This window comes from Streptomyces sp. NPDC039424, assembly GCF_055639495.1.
Map to the genome: position 1 here is coordinate 84367 of NZ_JBVKAI010000005.1, position 15133 is coordinate 99499.

General features: G+C 71.8%; 13 protein-coding genes and 1 pseudogene. 7 read left to right on the forward strand and 7 right to left on the reverse strand.

Annotated features, from left to right (window positions below; translation table 11 throughout):
- Window positions 1-332: 332 nt before the first annotated feature.
- Both ACZ7L0_RS14685 and ACZ7L0_RS14690 read left to right on the forward strand, forming a co-directional pair.
- Entirely contained in the window at window positions 333-1235 is a 903-nt protein-coding gene (locus ACZ7L0_RS14685; RefSeq protein WP_471242815.1) for an RNA polymerase sigma factor SigF, read from the forward strand.
- A 70-nt stretch (window positions 1236-1305) separates the two neighbouring features.
- Window positions 1306-2064, forward strand: coding sequence for a hypothetical protein (locus ACZ7L0_RS14690; RefSeq protein WP_471242816.1), 759 nt, complete (start codon window positions 1306-1308; stop codon window positions 2062-2064).
- Window positions 2065-2086: 22 nt separating this feature from the next.
- Here ACZ7L0_RS14690 and ACZ7L0_RS14695 read toward each other — a convergent pair whose 3' ends face one another.
- Window positions 2087-2281 (reverse strand): hypothetical protein, encoded by a 195-nt coding sequence (locus ACZ7L0_RS14695; protein ID WP_471242817.1) that lies wholly within the window; start codon window positions 2279-2281, stop codon window positions 2087-2089.
- Window positions 2282-2474: 193 nt separating this feature from the next.
- On the opposite strand from ACZ7L0_RS14695, the gene ACZ7L0_RS14700 reads away from it, so the two are divergent.
- The 3 genes from ACZ7L0_RS14700 (at window position 2475) to ACZ7L0_RS14710 (ending at window position 6436) form a co-directional block, all read left to right on the forward strand.
- A complete protein-coding gene (locus tag ACZ7L0_RS14700) occupies window positions 2475-2978 on the forward strand; it encodes a MarR family winged helix-turn-helix transcriptional regulator (RefSeq protein ID WP_471242818.1) in 504 nt (167 codons plus the stop codon).
- 85 nt (window positions 2979-3063) lie between these two features.
- Window positions 3064-5514 carry an MFS transporter gene (locus ACZ7L0_RS14705; RefSeq protein WP_471243214.1) on the forward strand — a complete coding sequence of 817 codons (2451 nt, stop codon included), beginning with the start codon at window positions 3064-3066 and terminating at the stop codon, window positions 5512-5514.
- A 100-nt stretch (window positions 5515-5614) separates the two neighbouring features.
- Entirely contained in the window at window positions 5615-6436 is an 822-nt protein-coding gene (locus ACZ7L0_RS14710) for a YceI family protein (RefSeq protein ID WP_471242819.1), read from the forward strand.
- Here ACZ7L0_RS14710 and ACZ7L0_RS14715 read toward each other — a convergent pair.
- Both ACZ7L0_RS14715 and ACZ7L0_RS14720 read right to left on the reverse strand, forming a co-directional pair.
- The gene (locus ACZ7L0_RS14715; protein WP_471242820.1) at window positions 6422-7126 is read right to left on the reverse strand and encodes a GAF and ANTAR domain-containing protein; all 705 of its coding nucleotides are present in this window, start codon (window positions 7124-7126) and stop codon (window positions 6422-6424) included. The genes ACZ7L0_RS14710 and ACZ7L0_RS14715 overlap by 15 nt on opposite strands.
- Before the next feature lie 72 nt (window positions 7127-7198).
- Window positions 7199-7918: an ANTAR domain-containing protein gene (locus ACZ7L0_RS14720; protein WP_471243215.1), complete on the reverse strand. Its 720-nt coding sequence runs from the start codon at window positions 7916-7918 to the stop codon at window positions 7199-7201.
- A gap of 233 nt (window positions 7919-8151) precedes the next feature.
- Here ACZ7L0_RS14720 and ACZ7L0_RS14725 point away from each other — a divergent pair, with 233 nt between their 5' ends.
- Both ACZ7L0_RS14725 and ACZ7L0_RS14730 read left to right on the forward strand, forming a co-directional pair.
- Complete coding sequence (locus ACZ7L0_RS14725; RefSeq protein WP_471242821.1) at window positions 8152-8499, forward strand: STAS domain-containing protein; 348 nt, start codon at window positions 8152-8154, stop codon at window positions 8497-8499.
- Between the two features lie 9 nt (window positions 8500-8508).
- A complete protein-coding gene (locus ACZ7L0_RS14730; RefSeq protein WP_471242822.1) occupies window positions 8509-8979 on the forward strand; it encodes a PPOX class F420-dependent oxidoreductase in 471 nt (156 codons plus the stop codon).
- Between the two features lie 18 nt (window positions 8980-8997).
- Here ACZ7L0_RS14730 and ACZ7L0_RS14735 read toward each other — a convergent pair whose 3' ends face one another.
- From ACZ7L0_RS14735 to ACZ7L0_RS14750, 4 genes and pseudogenes are all read right to left on the reverse strand, one after another.
- A complete protein-coding gene (locus ACZ7L0_RS14735) occupies window positions 8998-9756 on the reverse strand; it encodes a TetR/AcrR family transcriptional regulator (protein ID WP_471242823.1) in 759 nt (252 codons plus the stop codon).
- A gap of 42 nt (window positions 9757-9798) precedes the next feature.
- Window positions 9799-11231 (reverse strand): annotated as a pseudogene (locus ACZ7L0_RS14740) (MFS transporter).
- Window positions 11232-11370: 139 nt separating this feature from the next.
- Window positions 11371-13593 carry an ArnT family glycosyltransferase gene (locus tag ACZ7L0_RS14745; RefSeq protein ID WP_471242824.1) on the reverse strand — a complete coding sequence of 741 codons (2223 nt, stop codon included), beginning with the start codon at window positions 13591-13593 and terminating at the stop codon, window positions 11371-11373.
- Window positions 13590-15119, reverse strand: coding sequence for a bifunctional glycosyltransferase family 2/GtrA family protein (locus ACZ7L0_RS14750; protein ID WP_471242825.1), 1530 nt, complete (start codon window positions 15117-15119; stop codon window positions 13590-13592). The genes ACZ7L0_RS14745 and ACZ7L0_RS14750 overlap by 4 nt, the downstream gene beginning before the upstream one ends.
- Window positions 15120-15133: the final 14 nt, after the last annotated feature.

A 15133-nucleotide genomic window follows, 5' to 3' on the forward strand; every position in this document is an offset into this window, starting at 1 on the left:
GCACAAAGGGGCGCGGGGGCGCACCGGAGTAGCGCAGGGGATCACACAAGGGATCACAACAAAGGATCGCAAGCACTATCGAGGCATAACCGGCGCGGGCGAATCGCTCACCGGGGCACTTCCCGACAGTTGTGCTCCGAAAGACCGTCAGACCCCTTCTTTCCAGGGCTGATTCGCTTCCGGTGTGTCGACAAGTCACTACAGCGTGTTGCCGACATGTGACATTCTGCGGGAAGCGCGTTTGCCGTGGCTCCGGCTCCGGTATTCAGGTGAGGGCTGCGTTCCTTCGTGGGAACGCCGCCGCGACCGTCCCGCGACCCAAAGGGGGTGGCATGTCCGCAGAACAGGGCAGCTCGAAGGTGCTTACGCCCACGCAGAGCGAGGCAGCGCCCAAGGAGCTCGATGCGCTCGACGTCCTCGACGACGTCACGCCCCTCGAGTCCGCGCCGGCCCCGGCCATCCCGGCCCCGGGGGCCATCGACACCCGCACCCTGTCCCGCTCCCTGTTCCTGCGGCTCGCCGCACTCGACGAGAACAGCCCCGAGCGCGCCTACGTCCGGGACACACTGATCGAGCTCAACCTCCCCCTCGTCCGGTACGCGGCGGCCCGCTTCCGCAGCCGCAACGAACCGATGGAGGACATCGTCCAGGTCGGCACCATCGGCCTGATCAAGGCGATCGACCGCTTCGACTGCGAGCGGGGGGTGGAGTTCCCGACCTTCGCGATGCCCACGGTGGTGGGCGAGATCAAGCGGTTCTTCCGCGACACGTCGTGGTCGGTCCGCGTGCCGAGGCGGCTGCAGGAGCTGCGTCTGGCGCTGACGAAGGCCAGCGACGAGCTGTCCCAGAAGCTCGACCGCTCCCCCACGGTCGCCGAACTCGCCGCCGTGCTCGGCGTGTCCGAGGAGGACGTGGTCGACGGCCTGGCGGTCGGCAACGCCTACACGGCGTCCTCGCTCGACTCCCCCGCCCCCGAGGACGACGGCGGCGAGGGCTCCCTGGCCGACCGGCTCGGCTACGAGGACAGCGCGCTGGAGGGCGTGGAGTACCGGGAGTCCCTGAAGCCGCTACTGGCCAAGCTCCCACCCCGGGAGCGCCGGATCATCATGCTCCGCTTCTTCGCCAACATGACCCAGTCCCAGATCGGCGAGGAGGTCGGCATCTCCCAGATGCACGTCTCCCGGCTGCTCACCCGGACGCTGGCGCAGCTGCGGGACGGGCTCATCTCCGACTGAGGCCGTCTGCGAACGAGGCCGTCTCCGACCGGGGCTTCCTATTTGACGGGGCGTCAGCCACTATGGCGCGATGCTTCGAGCGACGGGAGCGGCAGGGTCCGGATCGACTCATGGCCGCCGGGGCGCCGTACTCACGGCCGCGTCGGCGGCCGTCGTCTGCCTGGGCGCGGCACTGGCCGCGTGCGGAGGCGGCGACGGCGGGGGTTATGCGGCCGTCGGTCCGGTGGGCGGCTCGCCGGGCCCGACGGCACCGGCCCCCGCCGGGTCGGTGACGCTGGTACCGCTCGACGGTCCCGCCACCGCGAACGGCACCACCGCCGAGCCGGGTGCCGACTCTCCCGCGGGGCGCATTCCGTCGGCCCCTGGGCCGTCAGGGCGCGGGCAGCCCGGAGCCGCCTCCACCGCGCCGGTCACGAGCGAGCGGCCCGAGCCGGGCTCCACGGCCCCGAAGCCACCCTCGAAGCCGTCCTCTTCTCCCGACCCCGCTCCCACCCCGGAACCGAGCCGACCGGCGTCCCCCGCCCCCGCCGCCCTCGCCTGGGGCGAGCCCGGCCGCGAGGCCACGGACCGGCGCTGGTGCGAGAAGGTGAGCGTCGCCTTCCGCAACGAGGGCGGGACGGCGGTGCGTTCGGGCACGGTGACCCTCGGCACGCACATCGTCGACGCGCTCGGCATCGACTGGGCGACGATCGAGTCGACCGAGGACCTTCCGGCACCGATCGCCGCGGGCGCGCGGAAGGAACCCACCTGGACGGTGTGCGTCGACGCATGGCGCGTGCCGCTGGGCATGCACGTCGAGACGCGGGACGTGGACGTGGAGTGGAAGTAGCGTTTGAGCGTCGGCGGAGCGGTTACTTGAGCGCGAGCCAGGCGACCGCCGCCACGACCGCGATCGCGGCGACGATGCCGATGATCAGGCCGATGCGGGGGCCCGCCGGGGCGGCCGCCTGCTGCCGGCCCTGAGGGGCCTCGTCGACGAACGCGCGGAACATCTGGGTGCTGCCTGCGGGGTCGTGGTTGCCCTGGGGGCCCTGGGTGTTAGCCATGGCCCGAGACACTAGCGAATCCGGCAGTGGGGCCCAAGTGGGGGGTTGACCGCACCGGTGCCGCACCCCACCTGCACATTTACGTCCGCAATACATGCCTTTGCCAACTTTTTGCGCCAGACCCCGGCCACTTATTTGCCTGCAGCAACCAACGGTTCTATGGTTGCCCTAAGCAACAAATTCGGGAGGTGTGATGACCGTGCCGGCGCAGTACGAGCAGTACGAGGAGCTGATCCGCCAGTTCAGCGCCTTCGGCGTCGTCAAGCGCGAGCTCGGCCGCATCCTGCCGTCGGACTGCCCGAGCGGCTCCGCCGCCGTCATCACGTTGCTGGGTCGCCACGGCGGCATGCGCATGAGCAAGCTCTCCGAGCTGCTCGCCGTGGACATGTCGGTGACCAGCCGTCATGTCGCGCACCTCGCCGAGCGGGGCTGGATCGAACGCTCCCCCGACCCCGGCGACAAGCGCTCGCGCATCCTGCGCCTCACACCCGAGGGCCGTGAGCTGCTGGCCGAGCTGTCCCGGCGGACCACGCACCTGCTCGCCGAGCGGCTCGGCGACTGGAGCGAGGACGAGGTCGGCCAGCTCACCCGGCTCATGACGCGGCTGCGGGCCAGCTTCGACGACTGCCGTTCGCTGCCGCACCGGCTCCCGCCACCCGAAGCCGAAAAGACCACCCGTACACCCGCGACCACGTAAGAAAAGGAAGCCCATGGCAACGACCACACCAGCCGGTGTGCGGGCTCACGCCAAGCACGGGGGAGGCTCCGGCGCCCACGCCCCGATGACGCACCGGCAGATCATGGAGGCGCTCTCCGGGCTGCTGCTCGGCATGTTCGTGGCGATCCTGTCGTCCACGATCGTCTCCAACGCGCTGCCGGAGATCATCGGCGACCTCGGCGGCGGCCAGTCCGCCTACACCTGGGTGGTCACCGCCGCCCTGCTGTCGATGACCGCGGCCACTCCCCTGTGGGGCAAGCTCGCCGACCTGTACAGCAAGAAGGCGCTCGTCCAGATAGCCCTCGTCATCTACGTCCTGGGCTCGGCCGCCGCCGGCCTGTCGCAGAACGCCGGCATGCTGATCGCCTGCCGTGTCGTCCAGGGCATCGGCGTCGGCGGTCTGTCCGCCCTGGCGCAGATCGTGATGGCGGCGATGATCTCCCCGCGCGAGCGCGGCCGGTACTCCGGCTACCTCGGCGCCACCTTCGCCGTCGCCACCGTCGGAGGCCCGCTGCTCGGCGGTGTCATCACCGACACTTCCTGGCTGGGCTGGCGCTGGTGCTTCTACGTCGGTGTCCCCTTCGCGATCATCGCGCTGATCGTGCTGCAGAAGACCCTGCACCTGCCCGTGGTCAAGCGGGAGGTCAAGGTCGACTGGGGCGGCGCCTTCTTCATCTCCGCCGCCGTCTCGCTGCTGCTGGTCTGGGTCACCTTCGCCGGTGACAAGTACGACTGGGTGTCCTGGCAGACGTACGCGATGGTCGGCGGTTCGATCGCCCTGGGCGCGCTGTTCGTGCTGGTGGAGTCCAAGGCGAGCGAGCCGATCATCCCGCTGCGCCTGTTCCGCAACCGCACCATCACCCTGGCGTCCCTCGCCTCGCTCTTCGTCGGCATCGCGATGTTCACCGGCACGGTGTTCTTCAGCCAGTACTTCCAGCTGGCCCGCGACAAGTCCCCGACGATGTCCGGCGTCATGACCATCCCGATGATCGGCGGCCTGTTCGTCTCCTCCACCGTCTCGGGTCAGTTCATCACCCGCACCGGCCGCTGGAAGGCCTGGCTGGTCAGCGGTGGCGTCCTGGTGACGGCCGGCCTGTGCCTGCTGGGCGGCATCCGGTACGACACCGAGTACTGGAAGATGGCCGTCTTCATGGCGCTGCTGGGTCTCGGCATCGGCATGATGATGCAGAACCTGGTGCTCGCCACGCAGAACCAGGTGGCTCCCTCCGACCTCGGCTCCGCCAGCTCCACGGTCACCTTCTTCCGCTCCCTCGGTGGTGCGGTCGGCGTCTCCGCCCTCGGCGCGGTGATGTCGCACCGGATCACGCACTACGTCACGGACGGCGCCTCCGCCCTGAGCCCCAAGTACCGCGCCGCCCTGGCCGGATCGGGCTCCACGGACAGCATCCCGGACCTGGACAAGCTGCCCGCGCCGCTGCGCACGCTCCTGGAGAGCGCCTACGGCCACGGCATCGCCGACGTCTTCTTCATCGCCGGCTGCCTGGCGGCCGTCGCCTTCCTGATCACGCTGTTCATCAAGGAGGTCCCGCTGAAGACGAAGGGCGCGCTGGCGCAGGCCGCCGCGGGCGAGGCCCCGGCCGAGGCCCAGGCCCACGTCGCCGAGGTCTCCGAGACCGCCGAGGAGCGGGTGCCCAGCTGGGCCACCGCCACCTCCGACACGGAGACCGCCACCGAGGCCGCACCGCAGTTCACCGCCGTCGCCACGGTGGCCGGGCCCGACCCCGCGGGAAGCGGCGGCACCCCCGTGCACGGCTTCGTCCGCGGCGCCGAGAGCGCCCCGGTCCCGCAGGCCGCGGTCACCCTGATCTCCCTCTCCGGCCGCCAGCTGGGCCGGTCGGTCGCGCAGACCGACGGTTCCTACGCGCTGGAAGCGCCGGGCACGGGTTCGTACGTCCTGATCGCCTCCGCCGACGGCTACCAGCCGCAGGCGTCCACCGTCGTGGTGGGCGAGGACCCGGTGGCGTACGACATCCTGCTCAGCGGCACCAGCGGACTGAGCGGTGTGGTCCGGGCGGCCGGGAACGCGCTGCCGGTCAAGGACGCGATGGTGATCGTCACCGATGTGCGCGGCGATCTGCTGGCCACCGGGAACACCGGTGAGCAGGGCGAGTTCGCGTTCACCGAGCTGGTGCCGGGCGTGGTGACCGTCGCCGTCAACGCGACCGGGTTCCGGCCGCGCGCCCTGCCCGTCGAGGTCGGCGCCACCGGCGTCACCCGGATCGAGGTCGACCTCGACGCCGGAGCCCAGCTCCAGGGCGTCGTACGGGCCCCGCACGGCCCGCTGGCCGACGCCCGCGTGACGCTGGTGGACGCGGCGGGCAACGTGGTCGGCACGGCCACCACCGGGACGGACGGGGCGTACGCCTTCGCCGACCTGGACGGCGGCGAGTACACCGTCATCGCGACGGGCTACCCGCCGGTGGCGACGGCCCTCACGGTCGCCGGCTCCGGAGTCGACGGCCACGACATCGCACTCGCCCACCCCGGCGAGTAGTTCACCCCCCGGCCCGTGGCAGGCGCGCCCACCAGGACGCGCTCGCCACGGGCCGGTTTCATCACGCGCAATTCACCAGGCTTTCCAGGGAGAGAACGGGATGGGACTGACCGCGAGGATCCGCACCCGGGACGGATGGGCCGTGTCGCACGCGGTCGTCACACTGACCGACACGCGGGGCACCCAGGTGCTGCGCGCCGAGGCCGACGCCGAGGGAGCGGTACGGGACTCCGGCGAGCTGGCGCCCGGGGCGTACACGGTGATCGTCACGGCCGTCGGGTACGCGCCCGCCGCCGCCAGCGCGCTCGTCACCGCCAGTGGGCGGGCCGAGGTCGGCACGGTGACGCTGGCCCGGCAGGGCGGCACCGAACTGCCCCCGCCCGGCCCGTGGACCATCGACCCGGCGCACTCCTCGGTGTCCGCCGTCGCCCAGCACCTGGGGATCTCCAGCGTGCACGGCCGGTTCACGGACTTCGCGGGCTCGATCGAGATCGCGCCCGACGACGTCACCAAGTCCCGCGTCGAGGCGGTCATCCGGGCCGCCTCCGTCGACACCGGCAACGGCACCCGCGACACCCACCTGCGCTCGGCCGACTTCCTGGACGTCGAACGGCACCCCGAGATCACCTACAAGTCCAACGCTCTGAGGGCGGCCGGTTCCGACCGCTGGACGGTGCACGGCGAGCTGGCGATGCACGGCGTCGTCCGCCCGGTCGACCTCGACCTCGTGTACCTCGGCACCGGCGCCGACCCGTGGGGCGGCACCCGCGCGGCCTTCCGGGCGACGGCCCAGCTGCACCGCGAGGACTTCGCCATGAACTACAACCAGGTCCTCCAGGCGGGCATCGCGGCCATCGGCACGACGCTGAAGGTGGAGCTGGACATCCAGGCCGTGCAGGGCGAGTCGCTACCGCTCGGCTGAGGGCGGCCGGGTGCCGCCCACCCGGGTCACCAGGTCGGTGCACAGGTCACGGAGTTTGACGTTGCGGTCCTGCGAGACGCGGCGCAGCCGCTCCATGGCGATCCGGGCGTCGATGCGCTCACGGGCCATCAGGATGCCGATGGCCTGGTCGATGACGCTGCGGGAGAGCAGGGCGGCGCGTACGTCGGCGGCGGACTCCTGCTCGCGCTCGATGTGCAGGGCGACGTTGACCGCGTCCGCCGCCCGCGCCGCGAAGTCCCGGGCCGTCTCCCGGCCGGGGCCCAGCGAGCCGGGCTCGCCGCCGTAGAGGTTGAGGGCGGCGCCCGTCTCGCCCTCGACGGCGAGCGGCAGCGCCAGCACACAGCGGACGCCCGCGGAGAGCGCGTACGCCCGGTACGCGGGCCAGCGCGTCTCCCGGGCCAGATCGGGCGCGTACTGCTCCTGCCCGGTCGCCGCCGCGTCGACACAGGGGCCGGAGCCGTTCTCGTACTGCCGCTGGTCGAGCCCACTGGGGATCCCGCTGCTGCCCGCCAGGGTGAGCAGCCGGTCGGCGCGGCGCACGGTCACACTGCACGCCACCGCGCCGGGCACCGCCTGCACCGCCCGGTCCGCCAGATCGCGCAGCAGGGTGTCGAGACCACCGCTGCGCGCCATGGCCCGGTCCAGCGTGTCGGGGATCTCAGCTGTCATGGCTTATCGGATATCCCGTGATGGGCCGCTGAAGCAGGGGTGTGGCCTCGGTCACCCGCTGTCGGCGCGCCGTTACCCGCCTTCCTTGGTGCCCACGATGCGGCGGGCCAGGTCGCGGAGCTTGACGTTCTCGCGCTGCGAGGTGCGCACCAGACTGTCGAAGGCGTCCGCCGCGTCGATGTCCAGGCGCTCCATCAGGATGCCTGTGGCCTGGCCGATCAGGTCCCGGGTGCGCATGGCCTCGGTGAGCTGCTCGCGGACCGTCACCGACTGCAGGGCCAGGCTGACATGCGCGGTGAACAGCCGGCCGACCCGGGTGGTGGTCTCGTCGAAGGCGCGCGGCTTGCGGGAGTAGGCGGTGAGCACGGTGAGCCGGCGGCGGTCGGCGCGCAGCCGCAGGGAGAGCACCGAGCGCAGGCCCAGGTCGGAGAGCGCACCCAGGCCGCCGTCGGTGCCGCTGTCCTCTATCCGCGCCACCGGCGCGGTCCACAGCCGGTCCCAGTGCGGGGCGCCTTCGTCGCCGTCGGGGGCCTCCGCGGTGCGCACCACCTCGTCGGTCCAGGCGATGGTGCGGCGCAGGTCGCCGCGCTCGATCTCGGAGATCCCGGCGTGCTCGGCGCCGGGCAGCAGGTGCACGGCCAGCTTGACCGCGGTGCGCAGGGTGCTGTGCGGGGTGGTGGTCTCATGCAGTTGCTGAGCCGCCACCGTGAGCGCCTCGGCCAGCTCGAAGCCAACCGGAAAACCGGGCACATCGGGAAAGTCGGACGCAGCCACCACGAACCTCTTCGGCATGCACGGCCACGTGGCCATGCGCAGGAGAGCTCCGCAGCACATTCCCGACTGCGAGCACAGGACGGACAGCACTCTAGCTGCTCCGTTGCGTCAAGGTGACCTTCGCCCGACGACCCGGCGGCGGCACGCTTCCCTGCCCGCGCGGGGCATGATGCAATGGGCGACAGGTCAGGAAGCGGCCCCCTTCTCCCCCCTCAGGAATCCGGACGACCCGTCTGCGTCAGGTGAGTGCCGTGACCCCCTTTCCGCGCCCCCGCGATCAGCGCGGCCTGCCCGGCCGCACCCTGCTCACGCTCCCCCCGGAAATCGACCTCAGCAACGCCGATGCCCTGCTCACTCACGTCCTGTCCGTCACCCGCGCCCGCCGGCTGCGCGTGCTCGTCCTGGACCTCACGGACACGGGCTTCCTCGACTCCCAGGGCGTCCGCCTCATCCACGACATACGCCGGCATCTGCCCCCGCACACCGAGGTACGCGTGGCGGCCCGCCCCCACGAGCTCCCGAGCCGCGTCCTGGAACTGACCGGCCTGCGCCGCGACGTCCCGGTGTACGACGACCTGACCGAGGCGCTCACGGCCTAGGCTGGACGCATGGCACCGAACATCGCGACCAACACCGCCGTGTCCCTCGACGAGTTGCTGGACTTCGTACGTCCCCGCCACCACGCCATCCTGCTGACCCGGCGGGCCGACGGTGGGCCCCAGGGGTCGCCGCTGACCTGTGGGGTGGACGACTCGGGCCGGATCGTGGTCTCCACCTACCCCGAGCGCGCCAAGACCCGCAACGCCAAGCGGGACGAGCGGGTCAGCCTCATCGTGCTCAGCGACGACTGGAACGGGCCGTGGGTGCAGATCGACGGGACCGCCGAGGTCATCGACACGCCCGACTCCGTGGAGCCGCTGGTGGAGTACTACCGCAACATCGCCGGCGAGCACCCGGACTGGGACGAGTACCGGGCGGCCATGCTCAAGCAGGGCAAGTCGATCATCCGGATCACCCCGGAGCGCTGGGGCCCGGTCGCCACCGGCGGCTTCCCGGCGCGGCTGGCGTCCGACCAGTAGTCAGTCCGGTCCGACCGGTCAGCCCCGGTCGACCATCGCCTCGATCCCGGCGACCAGCAGGTCCAGCGCGAAGGTGAAGTCCCGGTCCAGCATCTCCTGGACCGTGTCGCCACCCCGGGCGTCCATGATCTCCTTGGACTCCTGGATGAAGTCCGCCGCCTCCGGGTGCCGCTGGGTCTCGCTCATGACCTGCCGGTAGTAGTCGTCCGGGGTCAGGCCCGAGCCCGCGATCCGGGTCAGGAACTGGGCCTCGATCGTGCCGTACCCGTACACGAACTGGAAGACGGCCGAGATGGCGCTGGTCATGCGCTGCGCCGGCAGCCCGGTGCGGCGGATGGCCCGCTGCACGCTGCGGGCGAAGGCGAGCGCGTGGGGGCCGATGTTGAGGTACTGGCCGGCCAGCGGCGACAGCCAGGGATGGCGCACCAGCAGCCCCCGGTACTCGGTGGCCAGCGCCCGCAGCTGCTCCCGCCAGTCGGCGCCGCTGTCCGGGTCGGGCAGCCGCAGCTCGCCGAAGGCCGCGTCCAGGGCGAGTTCGAGCAGCTCGTCCTTGGTGTCGACGTACCAGTAGACGGACATCGCGGTGACGTTCAGCTCGCCGGCCAGCCGCCGCATGGAGAACCTGGCCAGCCCCTCCGCGTCCAGCAGCCGCACGGTCACCTCGGTGATCCGCTCCCGGTCCAGCCCGGACGGCTGCCCGCCCCCGCGCCCACCCCGGCGGGCCTTCCCCTCCAGCCAGACACTGGACCGTGCCGACCGCTCGGCTGCCTTCACCATCGGCGCACCTTCCAGAGAACCATTGGGCCACTCCTCAAGATGCTAGAGCCGCCGCGTGCCGCGGGGGCGCCCCCGGCCTCTCAGGCGATCCCGGCCCCCGCCCTGCGCAGGCCCCGCCGCCACGAACCCGCCGAGCAGTACGGCCGCCGCCCCCACCAGCTGCCCCGCCTCCAGCCCCCGGGCCAGGCTGCCGGAGGAACTGAGCACGGCCCCCCAGCCCGTTGCCGAACTCCGCCGGCGTCCCGTTGATCCCCGCGCCCACCCCCGCCTTCTCCGGAGGGATCGCGCTCATGATGGCGTGCGCCATGGCCGGGTTGGCGACGGCGCACCCCGCGCCGATGAGCCGCAGCCCCAGCAGGGTGCCGCCGTAGCCGTGGGCGTCCAGCACCGCGATCGAGACCAGCCCCAGGGACATCAGCACCATGCCGAGCGCGATCGACACCACGATGCCCAGCTTCGCCGACCACTTGGCGGACAGCCCGGAGAAGTTCAGCGCCACGACCGACAGGGCGAGCGGCGCGGTGCGCAGCCCGGCCTCCAGGGGCCCGTACCCGAGCACGAACTGCAGATGCTGGGTGAGCAGGAACAGCGCCCCGCCCATCCCGAAGGTGATCAGCACCGCTCCGGCCACCGCGCCGGTGAACCGGCGGTCGCGGAAGAAGTGCGGGTCGAGCATGGGGTCGGGGATGCGGCTCTCCCAGTACGCGAACAGCGCCAGCACCGTGACCGCGACGGCCGCCGTGGCCAGTACCCGCGCCGAGGTCCGGCCGTGGCCGGGGCCGGAGATGATCGCGTACACCAGCGCGGCCATGCCGATGGTGGACAGCAGCGCGCCGAGCAGGTCGGGCCGGTCGCCGCGCGGGTTCTTGGACTCCGGTACGAGGGCCACGGCCGCCACCAGGCCGAGTGCCGCGACGGGGAGGTTGACCAGGAAGATCGCGCCCCACCAGAAGTGGTTCAGCAGCAGGCCGCCGATCAGCGGGCCGACCGCGAAGCCCAGGGCGGCGACCGCGCTCCAGATGCCGATGGCCCTGGGGTGCTCGTCGGGGGTGAAGATCTGCATGACCACGGCGAGGGTGGTGGTCAGCAGCAGCGCGCCACCGACGCCCATGCCCGCCCGGGCGGCGATCAGTTGGGCCGTGGAGTCCGCCAGTCCGGCGACCAGTGACCCGACGCCGAACAGGGCCAGTCCCGCGACCAGCATCTTCTTGCGGCCGATGGGGGTCCCCCCGCGCCCTTCAGGCGTGGGGGAGGTCGGCCGCGCTGCCCGCGGTGAGCAGCAGGCCGGACTGCACCAGCGAGTAGGCGTTGATCATCCACTGGATGTCGGACGTGGTCGCGTGCAGGTCCCGGGTGAGGGAGGGGATGGCCACGTTCAGCACGGTGTTGTCGAGCAGCACGGTGAGGTGGGCCAGACAGATGACGCCGAGGATCAGCCGGCGCCGGGGGTGCCCCTGAGGGGTCGTCGTCGATATGTTCTACACCGTATAGGCGCTCCCTTACGCCGTACAACGGAGATATCTGCGGTGGGGCGCGGACGCACCGAGAGGGGCGGTGGCTTCCAGCCACCGCCCCTCTCGGTGCGCTCTCTGCGCGCTCTCTGCGCGTGAACCGTCAGCCGCTCGTCTTCTGCGTCAGGTCGTAGAAGGTGGCCGAACCGACCGTGACCTTCTTGAAGTTGCTCTGGACCCACGAGCTGATCTGCGACGCCGTACCGCTGTTGCCGCCGCCCATGCCGCCGCCCGCGATGAAGTAGTGGATCTTTCCGTCCTCCACGTACTTCTTGAACTGGGCGAGAGTCGGGGACGGGTCGGTGCCGTTGAAGCCGCCGATCGCCATCACCGGTTCGCCGGTGGCCAGTTGGTAGCTCGCCGCGTTCTGGGAGCCGATGGACGCGGCGGCCCAGGTGTACTTGCCCGCGTCGGCCTCCAGCAGCTTCTTGGCCTCGGAGGTGACACTGGCGCCGTTGAGGAGGCCACCGACGCCGCCACCGCCCATGCCGCCGCCGTCACCCGTCTGCCCGCCGGGCATGCCGCCCTGCTGGTTCTGGCCCGGCACGCCGCCGGGGAAGCCACCGGTGCCGTTGCCCGGCTGGCCCTGGCCCTGGCCCTGGGTATTCCCGTTGCCGTTCTGCCGGCCCTGCTGGCCCTGCTGGTTCTGGCCGGGCATGCCGCCGCCGAAGCCGCCGCGCATACCGCCACCGCCGCCGGGACCGCCACGGCCGCCGCCCATCATGCTCGCGCCGGCCGGACCCGCCGTGACGATGGAACCGGTGTGGCCCTCCTGGAGGGTGCTGAGGGTGTACGCGGTCGGACCGGCCAGCGCGGTCACCAGGCCCACCGCCGCCGCTCCGAGGGCCAGCTGACGGGTCATCCGGCCCGCGAAGACCAGGCCGAGCGCGGCGACCAGGCCGCCGACCAGAACCAGCCACTTCAGCCAGGGCAGGTAGTCGGGGGTCCGGTTGAGCAGCACGTACCCCCAGGCCACGGCCGCCACCACGGACGCGGCGAGGGTGATGGACGCCCAGAGCTCCTGCCGCTTCTCCCACAGCAGTCCGGCGCCCATGCCGACGACGGCCGCGATGTAGGGGGCGAGGGCCACCGTGTAGTACTGGTGGAAGATGCCCGCCATGTAGCTGAAGACGACCATGGTGATCAGCAGCGAGCCGCCCCAGACCAGGAACGAGCCGCGGGTGACCGACGTCCGCCTGAGCTTGCGGGTGGCCACCAGGCCCGCGACGAGCAGGATCAGCGCGGCGGGCAGCAGCCAGGAGATCTGGCCGCCGATCTCGGAGTTGAACATCCGGTCCCAGCCGGTCTCGCCCCACTGGCCGCTGTTGCCGCCGCCCCCGCCACCGCCGCCGACACTGCCGGTCTCGTCGCCGTTGAGCCGGCCGAGGCCGTTGTAGCCGAACGTCAGCTCCAGGAAGGAGTTGTTCTGCGAACCGCCGATGTACGGGCGGGACGAGGCCGGCCACAGCTCGACGATCGCGACCCACCAGCCGCCGGAGACGACCAGCGCGGCCGCCGCCGCGGCCAGCTGCCCGAACCGCTTCTTCAGCGACACCGGCGCGCACACCGCGTAGACGATCGCCAGCGGCGGCAGGATCAGGAAGGCCTGCAGGGTCTTGGCGAGGAACGCGAAGCCGATCGCCACGCCCGCCCAGACCAGCCACTTGGTACGGCCGTCCTCCAGGGCCCGCACCACCAGGTAGCAGGCCGCCGCCATCAGCAGCGCCAGCATCGCGTCCGGGTTGTTGAACCGGAACATCAGCGCCGCGACGGGGGTGAGCGCGAGCACCGCGCCCGCGACCAGACCGGCCACAGGGCTGAACCGGCGACGCACGCCCGCGTACACCACGGCGACCGTGAGGACGCCCATGATGACCTCGGGGACGAGGATCGCCCAGGAGTTGAGCCCGAAGATCCTGACCGACAGCGCCATCGGCCACAGCGAGGCCGGGGGCTTGTCCACGGTGATGGCGTTGCCCGCGTCCAGCGAGCCGAAGAACATCGCCTTCCAGGACTCGCTGCCCGCCTGCACGGCCGCCGAGTAGAAGGAGTTGGCGTAGCCGGAGGCGCTCAGGTTGTACAGGTAGAGCAGGAAGGTCGCGGCCAGCAGGCCGAGGAAGGCCGGGCGCACCCAGCGGGGGTCCTCGGGCCGGCCGCGCCACAGTCTCCGCGGGAAGGGCTGCTGCGGCTCATCCGCTCCGGGCGCCGGGGCCGCGGACGGCTCCCGCTCCTGGGGGGCGGCCGGGGGAGCGGCGGCCTGGGGCGGGCCCCAGCCGGAGGGACCCGTACCCCCCGGATGCGTCGTCTGATCGGTGTGGGTGGTCATCGGGCGTCCCTCGGGTCGGTGTCGTGGGGACGGACGGGCATCAGCTGCATCGTCGCGTCCCGCCAGGTGCCGTCCGCGGCTTCACCGGCGCGGAACTGGGTCGTCGAGTCGTACGTCGCGCCGAACCTCGTGTCGTACGTGGTCTCGTGCGCGGGGTCGTGCTGGTGGTCCGCCGGGCGCTGGGGCAGCGGGGCGTACGGACCGCTGGGCTGCCGCGGGATCGTCGTGCCGTAGGCCGGCGAGGACGTACGGTGCTCGGCCTCGGCCGCCGGCTCCTGGGCCGGGTCGCCGCGGTCCGGGAACACCCACGCGCGGAAGAGCAGGAAGCGCAGCACCGTCGCCGCGAGGTTGGCGGCGATCAGCACCGCCAGTTCGGTGGAGTGCGCGGGCTCGGAGGTGGCCGCGTTCAGGGCGGCGAGCGAGCCGCTGGTCAGTGCGAGACCGATACCGAAGACGACCAGGCCCTGCGCCTGGTGCCGGACGGCCCCGCCCCGGCCGCGCACCCCGAAGGTGAGCCGCCGGTTGGCCGCCGTGTTGGCCACGGCCGAGACCAGCAGGGCCAGCGCGTTGGCGATCTGCGAGCCGGAGAACTGCCGGAAGAGGCTGTACAGGGCCAGGTAGAAGAGGGTCGACAGACCGCCGACCACGCAGAACCCGACGAGCTGGCGAGCCAGCCCCGTCGGTACGTCCTGGATCTCGCGGTCGCGCGGGTCGTCACCGAACGGCCGGGCCAGCCGGTCCAGCGACAGCGAACCGGTGGCCAGGGCCCTGCCCACCCGCCACACCCCCTTGAGGTCCTCGGTCGCCGTCTTCACGATGTGCACGGTCGAGTCCGGGTCGTCGACCCAGTCGACCGGCACCTCGTGGATCCTGAGCCCCGCGCGCTCGGCGAGGACCAGCATCTCGGTGTCGAAGAACCAGCCGGTGTCCTCCACCAGCGGCAGCAGCACCTGGGCGACGTCACGCCGGATCGCCTTGAACCCGCACTGCGCGTCCGAGAAGCGCGCCTGGAGAGAGCCGCGCAGGATCAGGTTGTAGGCCCGGCTGATGAACTCCCGCTTCGGACCGCGCACCACACGCGAGGAGCGGGCCAGCCGGGAGCCGATCGCCAGGTCGGAGTGGCCCGAGATCAGCGGCGCCACCAGCGGCAGCAGCGCGTTGAGGTCGGTGGACAGGTCGACGTCCATATAGGCGAGGATCGGGGCCTGAGACGCGGACCACACGGTCCGCAGGGCACGGCCCCGGCCCTTCTGCTCCAGGCGGAAGTTGGTGACCTCCGGGATCTCCGCCTCCAGCCGCGCCGCCATCTGGGGGGTGGTGTCCGTGGACGCGTTGTCCGCGATCGTGATGCGGAACGCGTACGGGAAGGTCCGCGTGAGGTGCTCGTGCAGTCTGAGCACGCATGGCTGGAGGTCCTTCTCCTCGTTGTAGACGGGGATCACTACGTCCAGGACAGGCGTACCGGCGTTTCCGGCCGGGAGGTGCTCCCGCGCCGGCAGGGTGCCGGGAGAAGAGTCGGTTCGCATGGCAACGACTCTGG

Bases quoted from the DNA above. Each gene is read 5' to 3' on its own strand.
- ACZ7L0_RS14750 (WP_471242825.1), bottom strand. From the start codon at position 15,119: ATGCGAACCGACTCTTCTCCCGGCACCCTGCCGGCGCGGGAGCACCTC.
- ACZ7L0_RS14715 (WP_471242820.1), bottom strand. From the start codon at position 7,126: ATGACAGCTGAGATCCCCGACACGCTGGACCGGGCCATGGCGCGCAGC.
- ACZ7L0_RS14705 (WP_471243214.1), top strand. From the start codon at position 3,064: ATGACGCACCGGCAGATCATGGAGGCGCTCTCCGGGCTGCTGCTCGGC.
- ACZ7L0_RS14730 (WP_471242822.1), top strand. From the start codon at position 8,509: ATGGCACCGAACATCGCGACCAACACCGCCGTGTCCCTCGACGAGTTG.
- ACZ7L0_RS14745 (WP_471242824.1), bottom strand. From the start codon at position 13,593: ATGACCACCCACACCGATCAGACGACGCATCCGGGGGGTACGGGTCCC.
- ACZ7L0_RS14690 (WP_471242816.1), top strand. From the start codon at position 1,306: ATGCTTCGAGCGACGGGAGCGGCAGGGTCCGGATCGACTCATGGCCGC.
- ACZ7L0_RS14700 (WP_471242818.1), top strand. From the start codon at position 2,475: ATGACCGTGCCGGCGCAGTACGAGCAGTACGAGGAGCTGATCCGCCAG.
- ACZ7L0_RS14685 (WP_471242815.1), top strand. From the start codon at position 333: ATGTCCGCAGAACAGGGCAGCTCGAAGGTGCTTACGCCCACGCAGAGC.
- ACZ7L0_RS14720 (WP_471243215.1), bottom strand. From the start codon at position 7,918: ATGCCGAAGAGGTTCGTGGTGGCTGCGTCCGACTTTCCCGATGTGCCC.
- ACZ7L0_RS14710 (WP_471242819.1), top strand. From the start codon at position 5,615: ATGGGACTGACCGCGAGGATCCGCACCCGGGACGGATGGGCCGTGTCG.
- ACZ7L0_RS14695 (WP_471242817.1), bottom strand. From the start codon at position 2,281: ATGGCTAACACCCAGGGCCCCCAGGGCAACCACGACCCCGCAGGCAGC.
- ACZ7L0_RS14735 (WP_471242823.1), bottom strand. From the start codon at position 9,756: ATGGTGAAGGCAGCCGAGCGGTCGGCACGGTCCAGTGTCTGGCTGGAG.